The organism is Melghiribacillus thermohalophilus, from assembly GCF_004342905.1.
GTDB classification, from domain to species: domain Bacteria; phylum Bacillota; class Bacilli; order Bacillales; family Alkalibacillaceae; genus Melghiribacillus; species Melghiribacillus thermohalophilus.
Window position 1 is genome coordinate 37,307 of the sequence record NZ_SMAN01000010.1, and the last position, 20,115, is coordinate 57,421.

At 41.3% G+C, this 20,115-nt stretch carries 20 protein-coding genes; 16 read left to right on the forward strand and 4 right to left on the reverse strand.

What is annotated here, in order from left to right; translation table 11 throughout:
* Nucleotides 1-121 precede the first annotated feature (121 nt).
* The 3 genes from EDD68_RS08400 to EDD68_RS08410 all read left to right on the forward strand — a co-directional run bounded on the left by EDD68_RS08400 (nucleotide 122) and on the right by EDD68_RS08410 (nucleotide 3,045).
* Nucleotides 122-691, forward strand: coding sequence for a nucleotidyltransferase family protein (locus tag EDD68_RS08400; RefSeq protein ID WP_207902561.1), 570 nt, complete (start codon nucleotides 122-124; stop codon nucleotides 689-691).
* Between the two features lie 271 nt (nucleotides 692-962).
* Entirely contained in the window at nucleotides 963-1,871 is a 909-nt protein-coding gene (locus EDD68_RS08405) for a hypothetical protein (protein ID WP_132371804.1), read from the forward strand.
* A gap of 604 nt (nucleotides 1,872-2,475) precedes the next feature.
* Nucleotides 2,476-3,045, forward strand: a complete 570-nt coding sequence (locus EDD68_RS08410; protein ID WP_132371805.1) for a coiled-coil domain-containing protein — start codon at nucleotides 2,476-2,478, stop codon at nucleotides 3,043-3,045.
* Between the two features lie 196 nt (nucleotides 3,046-3,241).
* Here the strand turns inward: EDD68_RS08410 and EDD68_RS08415 are convergent, their stop codons facing one another.
* Nucleotides 3,242-4,435 (reverse strand): pyridoxal phosphate-dependent aminotransferase, encoded by a 1,194-nt coding sequence (locus tag EDD68_RS08415; protein WP_132371806.1) that lies wholly within the window; start codon nucleotides 4,433-4,435, stop codon nucleotides 3,242-3,244.
* 258 nt (nucleotides 4,436-4,693) lie between these two features.
* Between EDD68_RS08415 and EDD68_RS08420 the strand changes: the two genes are divergently transcribed.
* The 4 genes from EDD68_RS08420 (at nucleotide 4,694) to EDD68_RS08435 (ending at nucleotide 7,886) form a co-directional block, all read left to right on the forward strand.
* On the forward strand, nucleotides 4,694-5,857 hold the full coding sequence (locus tag EDD68_RS08420) for a TraB/GumN family protein (protein ID WP_132371807.1): 1,164 nt from the start codon (nucleotides 4,694-4,696) through the stop codon (nucleotides 5,855-5,857).
* 200 nt (nucleotides 5,858-6,057) lie between these two features.
* Entirely contained in the window at nucleotides 6,058-6,528 is a 471-nt protein-coding gene (locus EDD68_RS08425; RefSeq protein ID WP_132371808.1) for a GNAT family N-acetyltransferase, read from the forward strand.
* Nucleotides 6,529-6,781: 253 nt separating this feature from the next.
* The gene (locus EDD68_RS08430; protein ID WP_132371809.1) at nucleotides 6,782-7,069 is read left to right on the forward strand and encodes a hypothetical protein; all 288 of its coding nucleotides are present in this window, start codon (nucleotides 6,782-6,784) and stop codon (nucleotides 7,067-7,069) included.
* Between the two features lie 163 nt (nucleotides 7,070-7,232).
* Nucleotides 7,233-7,886 carry a DUF3108 domain-containing protein gene (locus EDD68_RS08435; protein ID WP_132371810.1) on the forward strand — a complete coding sequence of 218 codons (654 nt, stop codon included), beginning with the start codon at nucleotides 7,233-7,235 and terminating at the stop codon, nucleotides 7,884-7,886.
* Nucleotides 7,887-8,007: 121 nt separating this feature from the next.
* Here EDD68_RS08435 and EDD68_RS15415 read toward each other — a convergent pair whose 3' ends face one another.
* Together EDD68_RS15415 and EDD68_RS08445 are read right to left on the reverse strand one after the other, a co-directional pair.
* Nucleotides 8,008-9,204, reverse strand: coding sequence for a thermonuclease family protein (locus EDD68_RS15415; RefSeq protein ID WP_132371811.1), 1,197 nt, complete (start codon nucleotides 9,202-9,204; stop codon nucleotides 8,008-8,010).
* A 343-nt stretch (nucleotides 9,205-9,547) separates the two neighbouring features.
* Nucleotides 9,548-9,901, reverse strand: coding sequence for a YesK family protein (locus tag EDD68_RS08445; RefSeq protein WP_132371812.1), 354 nt, complete (start codon nucleotides 9,899-9,901; stop codon nucleotides 9,548-9,550).
* Nucleotides 9,902-10,401: 500 nt separating this feature from the next.
* On the opposite strand from EDD68_RS08445, the gene EDD68_RS08450 reads away from it, so the two are divergent.
* Nucleotides 10,402-10,932, forward strand: a complete 531-nt coding sequence (locus EDD68_RS08450; RefSeq protein WP_165902116.1) for a VanZ family protein — start codon at nucleotides 10,402-10,404, stop codon at nucleotides 10,930-10,932.
* Nucleotides 10,933-11,330: 398 nt separating this feature from the next.
* Here EDD68_RS08450 and EDD68_RS08455 read toward each other — a convergent pair whose 3' ends face one another.
* On the reverse strand, nucleotides 11,331-11,615 hold the full coding sequence (locus tag EDD68_RS08455) for a hypothetical protein (RefSeq protein WP_132371814.1): 285 nt from the start codon (nucleotides 11,613-11,615) through the stop codon (nucleotides 11,331-11,333).
* Between the two features lie 203 nt (nucleotides 11,616-11,818).
* Here EDD68_RS08455 and EDD68_RS08460 point away from each other — a divergent pair, with 203 nt between their 5' ends.
* From EDD68_RS08460 to EDD68_RS08495, 8 genes are all read left to right on the forward strand, one after another.
* Nucleotides 11,819-12,346, forward strand: coding sequence for a hypothetical protein (locus EDD68_RS08460; RefSeq protein WP_132371815.1), 528 nt, complete (start codon nucleotides 11,819-11,821; stop codon nucleotides 12,344-12,346).
* 405 nt (nucleotides 12,347-12,751) lie between these two features.
* On the forward strand, nucleotides 12,752-14,416 hold the full coding sequence (locus EDD68_RS08465; protein WP_132371816.1) for an alpha amylase family protein: 1,665 nt from the start codon (nucleotides 12,752-12,754) through the stop codon (nucleotides 14,414-14,416).
* A 271-nt stretch (nucleotides 14,417-14,687) separates the two neighbouring features.
* A complete protein-coding gene (locus tag EDD68_RS08470; protein ID WP_279388244.1) occupies nucleotides 14,688-15,359 on the forward strand; it encodes an alpha/beta hydrolase-fold protein in 672 nt (223 codons plus the stop codon).
* A 35-nt stretch (nucleotides 15,360-15,394) separates the two neighbouring features.
* Nucleotides 15,395-16,711, forward strand: coding sequence for an ABC transporter substrate-binding protein (locus EDD68_RS08475; protein WP_132371818.1), 1,317 nt, complete (start codon nucleotides 15,395-15,397; stop codon nucleotides 16,709-16,711).
* A 76-nt stretch (nucleotides 16,712-16,787) separates the two neighbouring features.
* Complete coding sequence (locus EDD68_RS08480; protein WP_132371819.1) at nucleotides 16,788-17,492, forward strand: N-acetylmannosamine-6-phosphate 2-epimerase; 705 nt, start codon at nucleotides 16,788-16,790, stop codon at nucleotides 17,490-17,492.
* The gene (locus EDD68_RS08485) at nucleotides 17,479-18,324 is read left to right on the forward strand and encodes a MurR/RpiR family transcriptional regulator (protein WP_132371820.1); all 846 of its coding nucleotides are present in this window, start codon (nucleotides 17,479-17,481) and stop codon (nucleotides 18,322-18,324) included. Before EDD68_RS08480 ends, EDD68_RS08485 begins: the two co-directional genes overlap by 14 nt.
* 12 nt (nucleotides 18,325-18,336) lie before the next feature.
* Nucleotides 18,337-19,242: an ROK family protein gene (locus EDD68_RS08490; protein WP_132371821.1), complete on the forward strand. Its 906-nt coding sequence runs from the start codon at nucleotides 18,337-18,339 to the stop codon at nucleotides 19,240-19,242.
* On the forward strand, nucleotides 19,239-20,114 hold the full coding sequence (locus EDD68_RS08495) for a carbohydrate ABC transporter permease (protein ID WP_243646808.1): 876 nt from the start codon (nucleotides 19,239-19,241) through the stop codon (nucleotides 20,112-20,114). Before EDD68_RS08490 ends, EDD68_RS08495 begins: the two co-directional genes overlap by 4 nt.
* Nucleotide 20,115: the final 1 nt, after the last annotated feature.

Sequence of the window (20,115 nt, forward strand, 5' to 3'; positions counted from 1 at the left end):
GATCATTTCCATCGCCTTAATTCCCATTCGTTATCCAACACTTGTTCAATGAAATATGGTACAATAGTAAAAATATGGATGGTTAAACGCATGTCTGTTTGGTAAGGGGGACGGAAGTAAAGTGAAACTGAGAGATGAGAAGGATATCATTCAACTTTTTCACCATGATGAATGGATAATAGACATATTAAAAGCTGTTAAGTCTATGAATTTACCAGATTGGTGGATTTGTGCTGGCTTCATTCGATCCAAAATTTGGGACAATTTGCATGGATTTAAAGAAAGAACACCAGTCCGCGATATTGATGTAATCTTTTTTGATGAACAACATGTAAGTGAATCGGAAGAAAAAAAGATTGAAAAGGAGCTGGATAAGATTTGGCCTGGTCTTCCCTGGTCCGTTAAAAATCAAGCCAGAATGCACAAGATCAACAAAATTCCTCCTTATGAATCTGCTTTAGATGGTATTTCAAAGTTCCCTGAAACTGTCACGGCCTTAGGCATCAAATTAGATAAAAGCAATGAAATACAATTAGCCGCTCCATGGGGTGTAAAAGATGTCATCAACATGGAAGTCCGGCCTACCCCCTATTTTAAAGCGTCTAAAAAACTGATGGACATTTATCAAAAACGAATTACTGAAAAACAATGGAGTGATATCTGGCCTAAGGTAACAGTTTATGACGATTGATTAAGAAAGTCAGCTTTGTTTAATTGTAATGATATAAATATTCATGAATTCCCTTTCCTGTCGTTATAATCCTGGAAAACTCATCATGTCACCTGGCAAGTAAAAGTCGATGGGTGGTTTGGTCATCATTATACCCGTCATCTTTTCCCTAAGCCAAATGGTCTGTGGCATCTGAAACCAAAAAAGTGCTGAGACCATCATTTACGCTCATACGACTTTGGCAAAAAGACACAGAAGAGGGAAAATCTAGAATAGAAAAGGAGAATTTTTAATGAAAATGACAAAAGAACAAGCCCAAAAGGCACGGGAGTTTTTAATCCATCAGGCACGCCCGCTTGAAGCAGCACTGTATGCATATGAATTTGAAAATGGCAGCAGGGAGAAGGTTGTTGAGGAATTGAACACTTTTCAAAACGAAGACGGAGGTTTTGGACATGGTCTGGAACCAGATTTCAGGCTGTCCGACTCTTCGCCGTTAGCCACAACTGTGGCTTTTCAGGTTATGTCCAGGATCAGTCTGGATGCCAGTCACCCAATGGTGGAGAAGGGAATCCGATATTTTTTACAGACATATGATGAACAAAAAGGATGCTGGATGGCTGTCCCAGAAAAGGTAAATGATTATCCCCACGCACCCTGGTGGCATGTTTCGGAGGAGAAAAATGAAGGCGATTGGGGAAATCCCACCGCAGAGATTATTGGGTATCTTCACGAATATGCCGAACTAGTGCCGAGAGAATTTTTGGAAGAGTTGACCGGTCGGGCCCTTGATACATTGCTTTCTTATCCCGATAAGATGGATATGCATGAAATCCTGTGTTTTGACCGGATGGCGGTGCGTCTGGCTGATCCTCCAAAAGAAACAGTTTATGAAAAGTTGAAAAGGTGTATTCCACAGGTCATCGGAAAGAGTGAAAAGGATTGGGAGGAGTACAGCGCTACCCCTTTAACGTTTATTGACTCACCAAAATCTCCATATTTAGAAGTTGTGGACAATTCACTCATTGAGAAAAACCTCGACTATTTAATTAATAAACAGGAAGATAAAGGAAACTGGGCACCAAACTGGGACTGGTTTGGGAATTATGAGGAAGACTGGCCAAAAGCAAGGGATGAGTGGAAAGGGATTCTGACCCTGAATAATCTAAGGATTCTTCGTGAATTTAAACGGATGAGGTAGTCCTGACCAGGAATTTGAAAGTCTGGAAAAGTATAAAGGAAACAAATCTGGCCGAATACGTTATGGTATATTTTCCGTCCAGCATTACTTTCAGAGATTCAAACAGCTCATCGTTTATGAGAGTTTAGATAAGATTGCATATTCATATGTTTTTTCTGGTACATTCCGTTATACATGGAAAATACACATTTTTGGCATCGTGTTATATTTTCCAAGTTTCTGTATCTTGAAGTCTACCAATCCCTTCCCGTATCGAAATATCTAGGAGGGATCAAGTTCAGATCGGAATGAAAGGGTCTTTCGATCACCTCCCTTCCATTCGATGCAAAAATAAGAGAATGAGGTGGGAATGCATCTATATATGGTACTTTACAGTAGCACTTTTCTACGATTTTTAAACAGTTTATAGAAAGTTGAGGCAAATCCCCTAATGATTTTTCGGAAAGTATATTGTAATAAGTGGGAAATCTTAACGGAATGGGCACATGAAGCTTACATGGACAGTGTATGACACGATGATTACTGGGAAATTTTTAAAAAGATTTGTAACTTTTTTTTAAGAAATTTTTGATATATTATAGTTTAAGAAAGGTGGTGAAAATGGATGAATGAAGAAAAATTGATGAAGATGTTTTCGAATATGCTCGATGAGAAGCTTGCCCCAATCTATACCCGCATGGATAAGTTGGAATCGCATCTGGGTCAGCTCGAATCACGTCTGGATAGGTTTGAAACGCGTCTGGGTCAGCTCGAATCTAGTATGGGTAAGCTTGAAACGCGTCTGGGTCAGCTCGAATCTAGTATGGGTAAGCTTGAAACGCGTCTGGGTCAGCTCGATTCGCGTATGGGTAAGTTTGAAATGCGTCTGAGTCAGCTTGAATCACGTCTGGATAAGTTTGAGTCACACCTGGGTAAGTTCGAATCGCATCTGGATAAGTTTGAGTCACGTCTGGGTCAGCTCGAATCGCATCTGGAAAAGTTAGAAACCCGTTTCGACAAATTCGAAACCCGGCTCGATCAGGTGGAAGCAAATCAGAAAACCATCCTTTCTCAAGTTGTCAAAAATACAGAAAAGCTGCAGACCATTGAAAAAAAGCTTGATGATGTAACGGCCCTCGTCAAAAAGCATGAGATCGATATCGAAGTGATGAAAAAAGCTATTGTCAACCTGTAAAACCAAGTATCATTCTCTTCTATTCAGCCTCGCCCTTAAAATTTTTTGTATTTATCCTCAGTAGTCCAGCACTTGTAAAACAAATTTTCTCTTTACTGTAAGCATAATTTTTTCTATTTTGCAGAATGTGGTGGGTACCAGTACCGCTGGAAAAAGAAAAAAGGGCCGGCCATGCGGAGCCAGCCCGGGAGTTCTTTCAAAAAATCTCCAAATCTTTTATTCGTTGAACCGCTTCTTTCATCCGGTTTTCTGTTGTCAACAATCCTGCCCGGACAAACCCTTCGCCATGTTCACCGAAACCGTTTCCCGGAGCAAAAGCAACATGAGCTTTGTCCAGAACTTCACGTGAAAAGGATTCCGACGTATACCCGTCTGGAACCGGAAGCCAGGCAAAAAAAGATCCCTTTGGTGCGTCTGCATGCCAGCCAATGTCTTTTGCTGCCTCTATGAACCTATTTCTGCGCTTTTCATACATTTGCCTTAACTCTTTTACGCATTGCTGAGAGCCGGTCAAGGCCACTCTGGCTGCTTCCTGAATCGCACTGAACACACTGCAGTGAAGATGATCTTGCAGCAGGTTCAAAGCCCCAATCACACGTTTGTTTCCCGCAGCAAAGGCAATCCGCCAGCCGGCCATATTGTAGGTTTTGGATAAGGTATATACTTCAATCCCAACTTCTTTGGCCCCGTCCGTTTCGAGGAAGCTTGGCGGCTTGATCCCGTCAAACCCGATGGCCCCGTAAGCAAAGTCATGCACCACACAGATCTGGTTTTCACTGGCAAAACGCACGGTTTCCTTAAAAAATGCCGGGGATGCGGTTGCTCCCGTTGGATTATTGGGGTAGTTTAGAAACATCATCCTGGCCAGGTGTTTGACGGTTTCCGGGATTGAATCATAGTCAGGCAGATATTCATTCTCTTTTGTAAGAGGCATTCTTTCCATTCTCGCCCGCGCCAGGGCAATTCCTGACCAGTAGTCCGGATATCCGGGGTCAGGCACCAGCACCATATCTCCGGGATTTAAGAGTGCCCGGGGAAGCTCAACCAGCCCGTGTTTGGCACCGATTAAAATGGCCACCTCTTTTTCAGGGTCAAGATGGACCCCATACTCACGCCTGTAAAATTCACAAATTGCCTCTTTTAAAAAGGGCTGACCGCCAAAGGGGGAATACTTGTGATATTCTGGCTTGGCGACCGCTTCCTGCATCGCCTGGACGATATGCTCCGGAGTGGGCTGGTCAGGATTTCCCTGACCCAGGTTAATCACATCATAGCCTTTTTGAACATACTGCTGAACATCCGATGCCAGCCGGGCAAAAAATTGTTCAGGCAAATGTTTGAGAGATTGGGAGATCTCAAAATCCAATGGACTCACACCTTTTCGAAACATTCTTAAAACTTTAATCAAACATATTAAATGGTTTTTTAAAAAATGTAAAGGGCTCATAGGGGAAATGTTCTTTTTCTTTCATGTATATCCATTTCGGGCGTTTTTACCATGGGGAAATGGGTAGTATTGAAAATATCATGTGATTTTTTATGGAGGGAAAGGTGTGAACATGATACAGTATAAAATAGAGACAGGTTAATCCGAACTCCAAGTGTAATAGCTTGACTGACGGGATTTCGTAAAGGAAGGGTAGGGTTCATGGAACAGAATGTCACGAGAATTCATTTAGATGATAAAGAAATTATCTTAATCGGAACGGCCCATGTTTCCAAAAAAAGCGCCGAAGAAGTAAAAGAAGTGATTGAAGCGGAGCAGCCAGATTCAGTGTGTGTGGAATTGGATCAAGGACGCTATCAGTCCATCATGGTAGGCAATCAGTGGAAGGAGATGGACATCTTTAAGGTCATCAAAGAAAAAAGGGCAACATTGCTCCTGATGAACCTGGTGATTTCCTCCTTTCAGAAGCGGGTGGCAAAACAGTTCGGCATCAAGGCCGGACAGGAAATGATTCAGGGAATTGAATCCGCAAAGGATGTGGGAGCTGAACTGGTGCTTGCTGACCGAAATATTCAGGTCACCTTTTCGCGCATCTGGGGTAATCTGGGCTTCTGGGGAAAAGCGCAGCTCCTCATGCAGATTGTTGGAAGCATTTTTAGTAAGGAGGAAATTTCAGAGGAGGAACTGGAGAGGCTGAAATCACAGGATATGCTAAATTCCATGTTGAACGAATTTACGGAACACTTCCCTCGCCTGAAGAAACCGTTGATTGATGAACGGGATCAATATCTGGCCCAGAAAATTAAAGAGGCTTCTGGTGAAAAAGTGGTTGCGGTTGTGGGAGCAGCCCATGTTCCGGGCATTAAGAAAGAAATCCATAAAGAACATAATCTGGCCAGGCTGTCAAAAGTGCCTCCGAAATCGAAGACACCAAAAATGATTGGCTGGGCAATCCCGATCTTAATTGTCTCGGTTATTTTATATACGTTTCTGGCAAATCCGTCAGCTGGAATGCAGCAGACCATCAGCTGGGTGCTGTGGAACGGCTCTTTTTCAGCACTTGGTGCGGCAATTGCCTTTGCCCATCCGCTGGCGATTCTGACCGCTTTTGTCGCAGCCCCCATTACTTCCCTTAATCCGCTGCTTGCCGCCGGGTGGTTTGCAGGGCTTGTACAGGCTATGATCAGACGGCCGAACGTGGGAGATTTTGAAGCACTTGCGGAAGATGTTCACAGCATGAAAGGATTCTGGAATAATAAAGTCACCCGAATCTTGCTGGTTATTGTCCTGGCGAACCTTGGCAGCTCCCTTGGAACCTTTATCGGAGGGGCTGATGTCGTTCGACTCTTTTTTGAAAATGTATAGCAGTGTGCCAATTGGTTTCTGGAACACAGTCAGTTTCAAGGGAGAATTATGGCCAAATGGTCATCCGAAAAGGCCACAGCGCGGGCCGAAATTACCAGACAAACCGAAGAAAAAAAAGATGAACGCATCAGGGGTGCCAGCCGAATAGGGATGTGTACCCCTTTTTGAGAACATATTTTTTCATGAGAGGAAGGAATGGCATGTATCAAACACGCTGGGCTGCCGATCACGAACTTCCCATTCTGGCAGATTTCTGGTTCAGGATGGCATGTGAAATGGGACAACTCGATGGAATACCAAAACCTGATGTTCAAAGGGTTAAACAAGTTGAGAACATGTTTCTAAAAGAGACCGCATCAGGCCATCTCAGGTTTCGAGTTGCCATAGACAGCGAAGATCATATCGTTTCCTGTGCTGGTGGTCTTATCAGAACGGAATACGCCTTTCCACTGGCTGAGGAGCAAAGTCTTTTTGGCTGGATTATAAGCGTCTACACTTTAGAAGAACACCGCAATCATGGGCTTGCGCGAATATTGGTTGATGAAGTATGTTCGTGGCTCAAAGAAAAAGGGGCAGAACGGGCGCGATTGTGGTCCAGCTCGGCTGGAAGAAGCGTATACGAACATCTAGGGTTCAAGAATATGATCGATATGGAAAAACCGCTTTCTTAAATGCCCGGGCATCGTTTTTTATGCCAACAATCAAGTTTTTACTCCCTGGAACTGATGGAATGAATTTTTATGAAATATTTGTTGGGAAGCGGGGAGTGAATGACATCCATCCAGCATTCGACTACCGCCATAATGGAATTGATCCTAAAAAAACTGGCCGAGAATCAGACATTCCACTTACGGTATCCTGGGGGGAATGTATAGGAAGTTCTAGTCATGGCAAATAATAAAAAAAACGAAAAGAGTGATAACCATGTTTAACGGAGGACTCCCACCGTTTCCTCGTGGAGCAGCAGATGTTGAAGATGCAAAACTTTCCCATGATCGATACGAGGTTTTTGTAAATGGTGATCATGTAGGCTATAAACCGCTATTAACCCCAAATGATCAGCCCTCCGATGTTGAACGTTATTTGAACCAGCGCGGATTTGAGGAATATTCCGTGGAACTGACCGGGGACCAATATCATATAAAAACCAGGAATAAAGAAGATGAGAGGCAAATAAAAAAACTGTTAAATGTATATTTGAATATACGATAAGCGCGATCCATCCGTATCAATTAGGCAGGTGCAGACTTGCCTGTTATTTGAGGTGATTTTTTCAGCCTGGCAAAATGCCGGGTTTTTTTTACGTTTGAGTGTGCTTGTTAGTATATGTGTTATAATTGACCGAAAATGTAATCTGTTTTAAAGGGATGAGGGTATGGAATGGATCAAAACTGGTGACTCCCGTTTTCGGTGGATGATGCCTGGGGAATCAGTGGACCAAAAGAAAGTCGTGCTAGTGGAACAGGGAATGGAAAACATGATTGGAATGACAGAAGAAAAGATCAAGCCCATAACCATTCATGGACGTAAGGTTATAAAGAGAGAACAGATACTGGATTCAAAGGTTATGGGGAACAGACAGGATATCACGATTGTTGAGAGGGAAAGTTTCAAACCAGTATCTTATTTCAGCTACACAGATGACATGCAAATAGAAGCGATGTATCAAAATCATCATGTCTTGATTAGAAAAGGTACGGAAAAAAAGACGATTCAACTGAAAAATCAGGGGTGTTTTGATTCCTTTTCCGTCGAAATGCTTCTGAGACTCCTTCCTCTACAAACGGGCCATATTTTCAGGTTACATGCTTTTCATGCGCATGCTGAACAGGAAATGATGATCCAGATTGAAGTAGAGGGTAAAGAAGAGGTTACAGCAGGCAAGAATAACCTGTCCACAGCCTGGAAAGTAAAAACCTGTTTCGGAACAAAGCCTCAATATTACTGGATTGATGGAATGACCAGAGAAATATTGAAACAGGCGGCCAGCGTAGGAAAAGGAGTTCATCTTGAATTTAGAAGATGGTAAGTGGGTGACTGTCACCTGTCAAACGGAACATTGGGCTGATTTTAAAAAATGGAAAGGGTATACGCCCTTTCCATTGTCATTTCAAGGTTTTGCTTACGTGTGTAAATAACGCCTATCAACACTACTTCAGGCTATCGCAGGCGATTCCATCTCCGTCACGGTCCAATCTGTGGGGATCACCTTCTCTAGCTTCAAAAAATTTCTGGGCATTTTCCCAGCTGGAGAAATCCCCGCAATCCCGGTCTGGACCCCACGGGTCATATTCATACTCATCCGCACTACTAGAATCTTCTTCAGATACTTGCTCATTTCTGTTACTCTGTTCAACACCTGTATCCTGACTGATCTCTTCATAATGATAACCATCATCAACATCCGGGGAAGCATATCCTTCAATGGACCAGATGCCTATTTCTTTACGCATGGCGATATCCTGTGCTTCATAAAATTCCTCGAGCATTCTGACATCATTGTAAAGATAAGCGGTTCTGGCCAGTCCCTTTCTTAGAAGCTTCTCCTGAATGGTTTCCCCGTCGATCCAGACATACGCGAGAATTCGTCCATAGTGATCCCGTTCTTCAATCCCGACATCTACATGTACCTGCTTGCCTTCGAGTTTATCTTTGACAAATTGTGATGCTTCAGGTCCAAATGGCTGAACCGGCTTCGATGGATGCTTCGTTTCCGGGGTATCCACGAGCAGCAGACGGACGGTTTCCGTCTTCCCATTCATCGATATCTCAAGGGTATCTCCATCGACTACCCGGGTTACGGTTGCTGGAATTCCCTGATCTTGTTCAGGTTCACCCGGAGCGGCCCCTTGATTATCTGTTTCCTGATCACCGGTTGTCTCCTGTTGTTCATCCGATGAGTGTTCGGCCGACTTTTGATCTTGTGTGGATGAATCAGGAATGTTGTTGGTTTCTGAACCATTTTTGTTTTCAGAACGGTTTGGTTGTGGGTCATTATCTGGCTGCTTTTCTTCCTTACCTGGTTCATCTTTATCCTCGACAGTAGAGGATTGTTCTTCATGATTTTGTTCCTTATCATTATCCTGACTTTCTACATGATGCGGTTCGTCTTGAGATATTTCTTCAACTTTACTACCGGCAGCCATTCCGATACCGGTGAGAAAAATAAGAGAGCCAAAGATGATACTGAGCACTCTTCTGTATTTTTTCATCTCGATTTTTCCTCTAAAAGCCTGAATTGCCTGATATAGCAGATAAGTTCCCCCAATGATCAAAACCCAGTCAAAGAAATGGATGATGATGGCTAGCATCACAAGAATGGCAAGGATACCTAAAAATATCTGCATCGTCTCACGCCTCTCCCTCGAATTCCCCACTCGTTCACGAAGGTAGTGTACCATTCGACTACAAGGTATTCAAGGAGAAAAGGAAGGCTATTCGATAAAAATCACTAAGATTCGGGAATTTTCGGGAGGTGTCTGGCAACTGTCGGAATGGAAGATAGGGGTGATTAGACGCAAAAAGCGGAAAGCTTTTCTTGCCCTTTCCGCTGATTTGCCAGGGTTTTGCATGTTGAGAATAAGAAAAGAAGTTCGACAAGTGACAGCACTGAATCATTCGTCTTTTTCTTTTGCACGTGAAAATAGAATCCAGCCGGGGTAGGTTCACCGCGGCTGGAATTGACCCATTTTATCCCCACAAAAGCATTAAACTGATCGTACCTAAAAACAGAACCGGGAGTGTGAATAAAAGAATTTTATCCCGTTGATTGAATGAAGACTGGTTTGTATGTTTTTTTGCCCGTTTAGGAATCCAGATCGTACCGACGATACCGGGAAATAAGATACCAACACCTAAAAGCAAGTATCCAAATCCTTCAAATCCCCTGACGATGATATAGCCGTAAGCAATCACGAGAATGGAAAACAGAAATGTAATGAGTGAAGCTAAATGGTATTGTTTAGCTTTCTTGCATAAAATGAAGACAAACAGAAACAGAATGGTCCCCAGAATGATTCCCCAGACCGGAATCAATAGCATCATGGTTGAACACCTCCTAATAAATTTCTCAAATCCGCAAATCATACTAACCTGTGTAATAAATTGGAATCCGCTAACAAAGACAGTTAGAACCATATGATGTTAAATAACACAGGAAGCCGCAATAAATATTTCCCTCCTTTTTTACAATTATTCCAAACTTTACTGCTTCATCAACTTATGAATATAATATGAATGGTAAAAGGTTAGCAAAACATGGAAGCCGGGAAAGGCCTTTGGATGTCTACGATCTACGAAAAAACATCTAAACCTGAAAAACACCAGTCCATTTTAAAGAAAGTTTGATCATCACGATGCCTGGTTCGAAACGGCTACGCCGAGAACACCTCATGCATCATTCATGACGTTTTCCTGATTCAGCAAATAAAAACTCTGACTCCAATGATCTTGATTTATTTATACTAGACAGATAGCAACTGGAAAATTGCGGGGACCATATACATTCATATTTTATTAAATAGTAAATGAGATGGGGTGATCGGATGGCTATTTATTTTGAGGGTCCCTATCTGATGATGGCAGGGATGATTTTACTGTTCATTCTATTGATCATGAAAGTGAAAGTTAAAGTGAATTCCTATTACATTTTGTTTTGGAGTCTTTTCTATATATACATGTGTATGGTTGCGAAACATACGTTATTTCCAATCAGACTCGTATCTGAACTTTCAGACCGTGAAGAAGTCATAAAGATACTGAATCTCATTCCGTTTCAAAACAATTCTCTCGAAAATGCTATACTCAATGTTATTTTGACTGCGCCTTTTGGCTTCTTGCTTCCGTTGATTAAAAACATCACAAAAAAACGCCAGGTGCTGCTCTGGGCAATTCTATTTCCAGTCATCATTGAGGGAACACAATTTGTACTGAATTACTCGACTGGTGTGGCTGAACGAATTGTGGATATAAACGATATCGTATTTAATTTTTTGGGTGTCATTTCAGGATATGGTATATATCTGGTTTTCGTCCATTTTCAAATATATCATTCAGCGCAATTCCGTATGATTTAAATGAGCTGATTGCGTACACTGACCAGCAAAATCATAAAGAGGACAGGCCATGTATTCCAACATGACCGTGATCTCACGTTCAATTGGCTGCTGATTGACCTGGAAAAGGGATAGCATACCTGTTAATCGTCCTCTGGGCAAAAGGCAATGTCTGCATTATCCGCATCACTTTTAAAGAGAATAACAACCAGGGTCTTTAGGGAATAAAAATATGTCACTTGGAAGCGGTAACGTCAGGAATCTATGTAAGCAACCAGATATCCTGCAGATTAAAGTTTTTTCGTATCCACATCCATTTAAACAGGTCCACCATTAAAATGGGTCAATCGTTCATCAAAAAAACTTGACTGTACGATGGGGTAGGAGGGCGGGGTTCGTCCCCTCCCTCCTATTGATGTTTAAGGATTGTTAAACCCAAACATCCCCATGAATAGAGGGACCAGGGCTACTCCTAACAGGATAAGAACCGGAACAGCGATAGCCGAATATTTGAATAGGCCATGTTCTTTTCGTATGATTGCGAAAAAACTGAAGACCAGACCAATTCCAATGAATAGGAGTGATGTAAAAAACATTCCTTTTATGAATATTACGGATGCATGAATATAGTAGCTTAATAGTAAAATCGTCAGCCCTGCAATAGATATCAAGGATGATGTGAAACGAATTTTATTTTTGATCATCATAAGAAACCACCTTTTTACAACAGTATAAGGTAATTTTTACAAAATAACAATTCGCTGGCAATGCATGCTTATGGGTAAGGAGAGGCTCAAATCCGCAAAACCGTTAAAAAGAGACCGGTAAAAATAACAAATTCCGTGTACAAATCTCACTTTCCTTAGCCATATATATGTGAAATTATTGTCAGGAAGGTGAGATGGATATGCGTTTTACGAAAATTAATCCGGAAAAGGGCAAAATTTTGTCCTATGCGGTGATGGATGAGGAGGATTATTCCCGATATCCATTTTTCTCTTTCACTGGAACGAAAGAATCCGATTATATTGACATCAGTGAGGTTGTTTTTAAGAGGTATTTGGAAGATCGAGGGTTTGATGGATATAGTCTTATGCCTATCCATGATGTTGATCACATGAAAGAATTTGTCATTGACGTTCAGGAGGTAGACATTGATCCGGCCATCCGGCTCGGTTTTGGTGTAGTGGAGGTTGAAGGGAAACGATACTTGTTTGATACGGAAGATTCTCTGCGGTCTGATAACGATTATATGGTTCATTTGTTTGAGCGGCTCGCGATTTATCACTTTGTAACGATGGGACTGTTCAGGGACCGGATAGCTTATATGGAAGCGAATGACCTGATTAGACTTTACCTGTACACCCATGATTATCTGGATTTTGAGCATGAAATCAGGGTGAAACTCGCGGAAACAGGGAATAAACAGAGCTGACGGAGACCGAAAAAGTTTAAAGTGCTAAAAAGGGGTGTTCGGGGTGAGAATCAGATAAAAGGCTAGTCAGGATATAGCATCATTAAAAATTACGAACATTACTGGTTGATTAAAATGTCTTTAAATACAAGATAGATGTCCAATATATTTTTAAATTATCCTACGTATGTTTGATAGTTATTTAACGCCCTGACCTGTTAAAGGTAAAAGTATTCAAAAATTTATAAGAATAGATTATGCCTTCTAATATGTTTAGATGGAGGTATATTCCACTAAAATTTTTAAATACGAAAAATGTTTCCATAATTCAAAAAATTATGTTAATATCTTTAAAAACCCCTAATATTTTCATAAAGGAGGAATTTTCCAATATACTGTCTGGGGGATATTAAAGGAGGAAAATGGTTGAAAAAAAATTTCACTATTGTAGTGAGTTTCTTTTTGATTTTGTTTTTAGCTTTTCCAGTTTTAGCAGCCGATCGAACAGCAATGGAAGAAGTTATGACGAACCTGGAAAGAAACCAGGGGAAAAAAGCAAAGATCTTGTGGTATGATCTATCTGCAAATATTGAAAATCTCGACACTCCGGATAAAGTAAGGGAAATAGTAGAGAAAACGACTGATGCAAATATAGACACAATAATATTAGATGTTAAAAATTACACGGGGAATGTTGGGTATATAAGCGAGATAGCACCCCATATGAGTAATTCAAGCATTCCAGAATATCAAAAATTCCCTGAAGGTTACGATTTACTTGAGGAAGTTATAAAGGCAGCTCATGAAAAGGGAATAGATGTACATGCTAATGTTAACGTGTTTTCCGAAGGGAATAACCAGTATCAAGATGGTCCGGCATTTCAGAATCCTGATTGGCAGTCCATTTTCTACATGGAAGTTAGGCTAGCAGAAGCTGAAAATGGGAGCCTTTATGAGATTACCGGGATAAATAAAACGAGAGGTGTAAATGAACTGGTTCTTTACACACCCTCTCAGTACGACAAGACCCCGACAAATCAATGGGGAGCTGAAGTCCAAATTATCGATGGAGAAGTAGTTAAAATTGTTGATAGAATCAACGGTGCCCCGCCACTTGATATTCCAGAAAATGGTATGGTGCTATCAGGGCATGGAGAGGCAAGAGAATGGATTTTATCTAATTTAAAGCCTGGTCAAACAATTGATTTGTCTAAAGGAGAAACTAAATTAGTACCAGCCTCTGAATATCCGACATTTTCCACATTTGTTAATCCAATTCGAGAAGATGTTCAAACCTATGAGTTAAGCATTATACAAGAAATAATTGAAAATTATGACGTAGATGGAATTGTATTGGATCGTGCACGTTATTCGAATATCCATGCTGACTTTAGCGACTTGAGCAGAGACAAGTTTGAAGAATATATCGGGGAAACGGTTGAAAATTGGCCGGAAGATATTTATAAAATCACATTTACCGGGGAAAGTCAGCAAATTGTACCTGGTCCTCTTTACCAGAAATGGATTGAATGGAGAGCCGGGAATATACAATCATTTTTTAAAAAGGCGGAGCAGCTAGTACACAGTCATGATTCAGATCTATTCTTTAGCACTTATGTTGGTTCCTGGTATCCCCTTTACTTTAGTGAAGGGGTCAACTGGGCTTCGAACACGTATCAACCTGATTATGACTGGGCAAGTCCGGATTATCATAAAACCGGTTATGCTGAAACATTGGATTTTTTAATGACTGGAAACTATTTCAGTGAAGTAACGCGAGAAGAAGCTGTGGAAGTAGGAAACCCAGATTGGTATAGCGTTGAAGGGTCTGTGGACATTGCTATGGATGTGGTTAATGAAGCAACATTTTTGTATGGCAGTTTGTACTTATTACAGTACGAGAATAATCCAGAACAATTTCGAAAAGCCCTACGTACCGTTATGGACAATGCTCATGGAATTATGCTGTTTGATCTTGTTTACCTTGAGGAATATGGATGGTGGTATATTCTTGAAGAAGAATTTAAAAACCCATCAAAACCTCCGCATAAAATTCCCGGGCTATTAAAGATGATTAGACAAGATCAATAACCGGTTATCTGGCACATCATTTGTGTGTATGTTAATCTGCTAGTTTTTATTCAGAAAAATGATTCGAACTCAGACTGCTGCCCTTTGTGGGCAGCTTTTTTATCTGTTAATCGATACTTTGTAATTTTTGGAGGATATCTCCGCTAAATATTTAAAAAATGAAAAAAATATTTATTTTTCGGAATATTTATGTTAAATTATTATCAAACCAATTACAAAGGGGGAGATTTAATTTTACTCTATTAAGGAATGTGTTTTCTTCAGCCATTCTTTGCGCAAGGAGATTAATTTCTTCCATTTGAAGTGTCATACTGACAATCTTGGGCAGCAGTATCTCCTTTTTGTCCACGATGGTTTAAACTACCTTGAGCTTGGAAATTTTGAAGCTGCATTTGGTAAGACCATAAGAGATGGCAATTTTCAGGGGAAAATAGATATTCTATTCATTCATCCGGGAGACTCATGGGAAAGATATCATCTATATCATCAGGACGAACCCATACACCAGAAATTTCTTACGTTTTTTCATCAAGAATTTTTTCCGTTCTTTAACTCCGAAAATCAAGGGATACATAAAATTGGCATGTTAGGAGATTCCCTTGCAGCAACAGCATCTGTGTCTTTAGCTTCTCATTGTCCCCAGCGTTTCACACATCTGCTATTGCAGTCTGCAGCATATCGTCCTGTGGAATTCCTGGAAGGGTTAAACCGTGAGCAGGTACATCACTGGAAAGTTTACCAGGTAGTTGGTCTGAAAGAAGATCATTTTGAGTCGCCTTTGACAGGCCAAAAATTGGACATTTTGACTGAAAACAGAAAGCTTTACAACAAGTTGAAACAAATGGAAGTTCGGACAGATTATTATGAGGAAGATGAAGAACATCGCTGGGAGTTCTGGCGAAATGATTTGGTACGGGCATTATCTTACTTTTTTGAGAAGTAGGTAAGTATAAAATTAATTATTTGAGGGGGATTTAAATGAAAAAAGCTTTAACGTTTCTATTGTTTTTTGGGCTAATGTTTTTTTTAGCAGCATGTTCGGACAATTCAGGCGAGCAGACGTCGGATAAGAATAATGAACAGGATCAGGAGGAGGGAGACAATTCTGGACAGGTCGAAATTGAATTCTGGACCATGCAACTTTCTCCGACATTTGATGACTACATCAATGGTGTAATTGAAGATTTTGAAGCGGAAAACCCCAATATTAAGGTGAAATGGGTGGATGTCCCATGGGCAGATATGGAAAAGAAAATTCTTTCTGCAGTTGCATCGGAAACAGCTCCAGATGTTGCCAACTTAAACCCTCAGTTTGCCTCAAAGTTAGCAGAACTTGATGCATTAGTAAATATGGATGAGGCTGTACCTGCTGATATACGGGATGATTATTTTGAAGGAGTCTGGAAATCGAACACATTTAACGGAAAAACCTTCGGAATTCCATGGTATTTATCCACTCAGTTGACCATGTACAATGCAGACATGTTTGAAGCAGCCGGACTCGACCCTGATAATCCGCCAAAAACCTTTGATGAGGTTTACGAAGTTGCTGAAACCATGAAAGAAGAAACAGGCAAATATGCATTTTTCCCCCCACTTGATGGCAGCCATTTACTTGAAACAATGGTTATGATGGGGGCTGATCTGACCAATGAAGACATGACCAGAGCAGCCTTTAATTCATCTGAAGGGAAAAAGGCTTTTCAGTTTCTCGTCGATTTATACCAGAATGAGCTAATCCCAAGAGAAGCTCTTACCGAAGGTCATGGAAAAGCTATTGATATGTACCAGGCGGGAGAATTGGCTATTCTGGCTTCTGGTCCACAGTTCCTAAATACAGTTAAAGAGAATGCGCCAGAAATATTGGAAGCTACCCGAAGCTCTACCCAAATCACCGGAAAAACTGGGAAAATGAAGGTAGATGCGATGAACCTGGTTGTTCCAAAACAGTCCAATCATCAGGAGGAAGCAGTAAAGTTTGCACTATTTATTACAAATGCAGAGAATCAAATAGAATTTGATAAGATTGTTCCGATCCTGCCTTCAATTGAATCAGCCCTTGATGATCCTTTCTTTAATGAGCTTCCGGAAAATCCGACTCCTATTGACAGGGCCCGAATTGTTTCTGCCAGCCAATTAAAAAATGGTGAAGTGCTGGTTCCGCCGATGAAAAATTATGAAGATCTCAAAACCTCCATATTTGAAGCCCTGCAGGCAGCTATGCTTGGGGAAATGACAATAGATGAAGCACTGGATCAAGCAGAACAGGAATGGAATGAGATTTTAAGCAACTAACATGAACTGAAGAAGATGGGGAGCCCTTTCCCCTTCTTCTTTTTTCTAACAATAGACGGATGTGGTGGTGTAGCAATTGAACAAACAGGAATTATTTCAGCGGATAAAAGGATCATTGATTGTTTCATGCCAGGCCCTGGAAGGGGAGCCATTACATGGATCGGATACGATGGCCAAAATGGCACTCGCTGCAGAAATCGGCGGCGCTGCAGGTCTTCGTGCCAATGGCTGTGAAGATATTAAGGAAATTCAGAAAGTAACGAAACTGCCCATTATCGGTCTGATCAAGCAAGTTTATCCAGACAGTGATGTATACATTACCCCAACAAAAAAGGAAATTGATCAATTAATTCATGCAGACATCGAAATGTTAGCACTGGACTGTACGGACAGATATCGTCCTGGCGGTGAAAAAGTTGAAGAACTGGTCCAGTACGCTAAGGAAAGAGGCCAGACGGTTATGGCTGATGTATCGACTTATGAGGAAGGACTTAAGGCCGAAAGACTTGGGTTTGATTGTGTTTCAACGACTTTATCTGGCTATACTTCTTATTCCGTACAAAATAGTGAACCAGATTTTGAACTTGTCAGAAGGCTTGGCAGCGAGTTGAACATTCCTGTCATTGCTGAAGGGAAAATTCGCACTCCGGAACAGGCCAGAGAGGCATTGAGGCTGGGAGCCCATGCGGTTGTTGTCGGATCAGCCATTACAAGGCCGCAGGAAATCACCAAAAGATTCGTGAAATATATAAATAGAGGTGATGAAAATGGAAGCAGGTAAAATCGGAGTGAAAGGAAGGTTGACAGGAGTTATAAATAGTTATTATCCTTCATTAACCAAATCTGAACAGAAAGTAGCAGAAATCGTTCTCGAAAAGATGGATCAAGTCATGTATTTTTCAGTAACAGATCTAGCAGATGAAGCAGATGTTGGTGATACAACGGTTTTAAGATTTTGCAGAAAAATAGGATTCAAAGGCTATCAGGAATTTAAGCTGGCCATTGCCAAGGATCTAGGAAGCCCGGAAGAAAATCATGAAACTGAGGAAGGTATGATCAAATCAATTGCTCTGAATAATGTGAAGGCCATTGAGGAAACCGTTGCATTAAACAGTGAGGATAAACTTGAAACGGCTCTAAATATGATGGAAAAGGCAAACTCTATTCTTTTTTTCGGAGTGGGTACATCTGGTTTAACTGCACTGGATGCTAAAAATCGTTTTTTGCGGATCGGAAAAAGAACAGAAGCTGTGATTGATTCTCATATTCAGGCGATGACAGCCGCAACTCTGGATAAAGATGATATTGTAGTCGGCATCAGTGTTTCCGGGAGTACCATGGACACGATTGATTCTTTGAAACTGGCAAAAGAAAGCGGGGCTTCCGTTATAGCCATAACCTACCATGCGCGTTCCCCTATTACTAAAGTTGCTGACTTAGTTCTTCTAAGCGGCGGAAAAGAGTCCCCTCTCGAGGGGGGATCCCTGGCGGCAAAAATTTCACAACTATTTATCATAGACTTGCTGTGTACCGGAATCGCCCTAAGAAATAAGGAACAATCTCTAAAATACAAGGAACTGACGGCCAGGGCAGTGATTAATAAAATCTACTAAGCGGGTGACAAAATGAATGTTTTAGGAATGGACATAGGCGGTACAGCTATAAAAGGTGCAGTCATAACGGAAACCATGGATAAACTGGATCAATTGGAAATTAAAGTAAAATCATCAGACGGAAGAGAACAGATACTCTCATCCTTATGTCTTATGATTAATAAACTGACTGAGAAGCATGCTGCTGATGCTATTGGAATAGGGACGGCAGGACGGGTAAACCCTGAAACCGGTGAAGTGCTGTATGCAACAGATAATCTGAAAGGCTGGCAGGGAATCAATCTAAAAAGAGAAATTGGCACACGATATCATGTGCCGGTATTTGTTGAAAATGATGCAAATGCCGCTCTGATGGGAGAATTGTGGAAGAGGGCTAATTATGTTGAAAATACAGTAGTTATGCTGACACTTGGAACCGGTGTGGGCGGCGCCAATTGTATAAACGGAATGTTAGTCCATGGCCATCATTTTCACAGCGGTGAATGGGGTCACACAATCCTTGTACCGGGGGGAATAAAGTGTAATTGCGGATTGAATGGCTGTGTGGAACAGTACCTGTCCGGAAATGCCCTGATCAGAATGGCACGTCAAAATGGGTTAACGGCAGTTAGTCATGGAAAACAAGTTTTTGAACTGTATTCAGAGGGAGTCAGGGAAGCTGAGCAAACAGTTGAAGAATATCTGGAAAATTTATCTGTTTTCCTTGTTACGATTTCCAACGGACTTGACCCTGATTTAGTCATTATCGGTGGAGGAGTAGCTGAATCAAGTAAGATGTTCTGGGGCCTTTTGGAAGAGAAACTAAAAAGGTATAAAATTCCACTGCGGATAAAACCTGCTGAACTTGGCAATGAAGCTGGCATATATGGTGCCGCGAGGCTTGCCCTGGATTCTGTTCGGAAGGAGGGGGTACGGTGAAATTCAAGCCATGGACACCATTTTTGTTTTTGCTGCCCGGATGTATGATACTAGGAGCTTTTATTTTTTATCCGATGCTGCAGGCAATCTGGCTGAGTTTTACGGATTATAACATGATTGTTCCGGCCCCGAACTTTGTTGGAATGGAAAACTATGAAGCATTGTTTCAAGATGATCTGTTCTGGAAAACCCTAACAAATACATTAATTTATTTAGTTTGCGTGGTTCCTGCTCTTGTCATTCTTCCTATTTTTCTGGCGATTTTAGTAAATCAGAAGCTAAAAGGAATCGGCTTTTTTCGTTCGGCTTATTATATTCCCGTTGTTACATCTTGGGTGGTGGCAGGGATCGCCTGGGAATGGGTGTATGCCGAAAACGGTGTAATGAATTTTTTGCTTCAAAGCATTGGGATCATCGATGATCCTGTACACTGGCTGACTTCCACAAATACGGCGCTGTTTGCTGTTATGGCCGTCACCGTATGGAAGGGGTTGGGATATTACATGGTTATTTATCTTGCAGGTTTGCAGGCTATCCCGGATGATTTGTATGAAGCAGCAACGATTGACGGTGCCAGCTGGTGGCAAAAAACCATCAGGATCACCATTCCGATGCTGACTCCATCCATAGTAATTGTGTCTGTAATGTCTTCCATAGCTGCCATGAAAGTATTTGAAGAAATTTATATCATGACGGGTGGAGGACCATTAAACAGCTCAAAGACACTTGTGTTTTTTATATATCAGGAGGCTTTTGACAAGCTGAACATGGGCTATGCAAGTGCAGCTGGTGTAGTGCTTTTCCTGATTACACTGGTTTTTTCAATTATAAATTTACTGATTGCACGAAAAAAAGAGCAATCTGTTGCCTGAG

Excerpts from the sequence above, each read along its gene's own strand:
- EDD68_RS08405 (WP_132371804.1), top strand. The coding sequence starts at position 963 with ATGAAAATGACAAAAGAACAAGCCCAAAAGGCACGGGAGTTTTTAATC.
- EDD68_RS08410 (WP_132371805.1), top strand. The coding sequence starts at position 2,476 with ATGAATGAAGAAAAATTGATGAAGATGTTTTCGAATATGCTCGATGAG.
- EDD68_RS08415 (WP_132371806.1), bottom strand. The coding sequence starts at position 4,435 with ATGTTTCGAAAAGGTGTGAGTCCATTGGATTTTGAGATCTCCCAATCT.
- EDD68_RS08420 (WP_132371807.1), top strand. The coding sequence starts at position 4,694 with ATGGAACAGAATGTCACGAGAATTCATTTAGATGATAAAGAAATTATC.
- EDD68_RS08425 (WP_132371808.1), top strand. The coding sequence starts at position 6,058 with ATGTATCAAACACGCTGGGCTGCCGATCACGAACTTCCCATTCTGGCA.
- EDD68_RS08430 (WP_132371809.1), top strand. The coding sequence starts at position 6,782 with ATGTTTAACGGAGGACTCCCACCGTTTCCTCGTGGAGCAGCAGATGTT.
- EDD68_RS08435 (WP_132371810.1), top strand. The coding sequence starts at position 7,233 with ATGGAATGGATCAAAACTGGTGACTCCCGTTTTCGGTGGATGATGCCT.
- EDD68_RS15415 (WP_132371811.1), bottom strand. The coding sequence starts at position 9,204 with ATGCAGATATTTTTAGGTATCCTTGCCATTCTTGTGATGCTAGCCATC.
- EDD68_RS08445 (WP_132371812.1), bottom strand. The coding sequence starts at position 9,901 with ATGATGCTATTGATTCCGGTCTGGGGAATCATTCTGGGGACCATTCTG.
- EDD68_RS08450 (WP_165902116.1), top strand. The coding sequence starts at position 10,402 with ATGGCTATTTATTTTGAGGGTCCCTATCTGATGATGGCAGGGATGATT.
- EDD68_RS08455 (WP_132371814.1), bottom strand. The coding sequence starts at position 11,615 with ATGATCAAAAATAAAATTCGTTTCACATCATCCTTGATATCTATTGCA.
- EDD68_RS08460 (WP_132371815.1), top strand. The coding sequence starts at position 11,819 with ATGCGTTTTACGAAAATTAATCCGGAAAAGGGCAAAATTTTGTCCTAT.
- EDD68_RS08475 (WP_132371818.1), top strand. The coding sequence starts at position 15,395 with ATGAAAAAAGCTTTAACGTTTCTATTGTTTTTTGGGCTAATGTTTTTT.
- EDD68_RS08485 (WP_132371820.1), top strand. The coding sequence starts at position 17,479 with ATGGAAGCAGGTAAAATCGGAGTGAAAGGAAGGTTGACAGGAGTTATA.
- EDD68_RS08490 (WP_132371821.1), top strand. The coding sequence starts at position 18,337 with ATGAATGTTTTAGGAATGGACATAGGCGGTACAGCTATAAAAGGTGCA.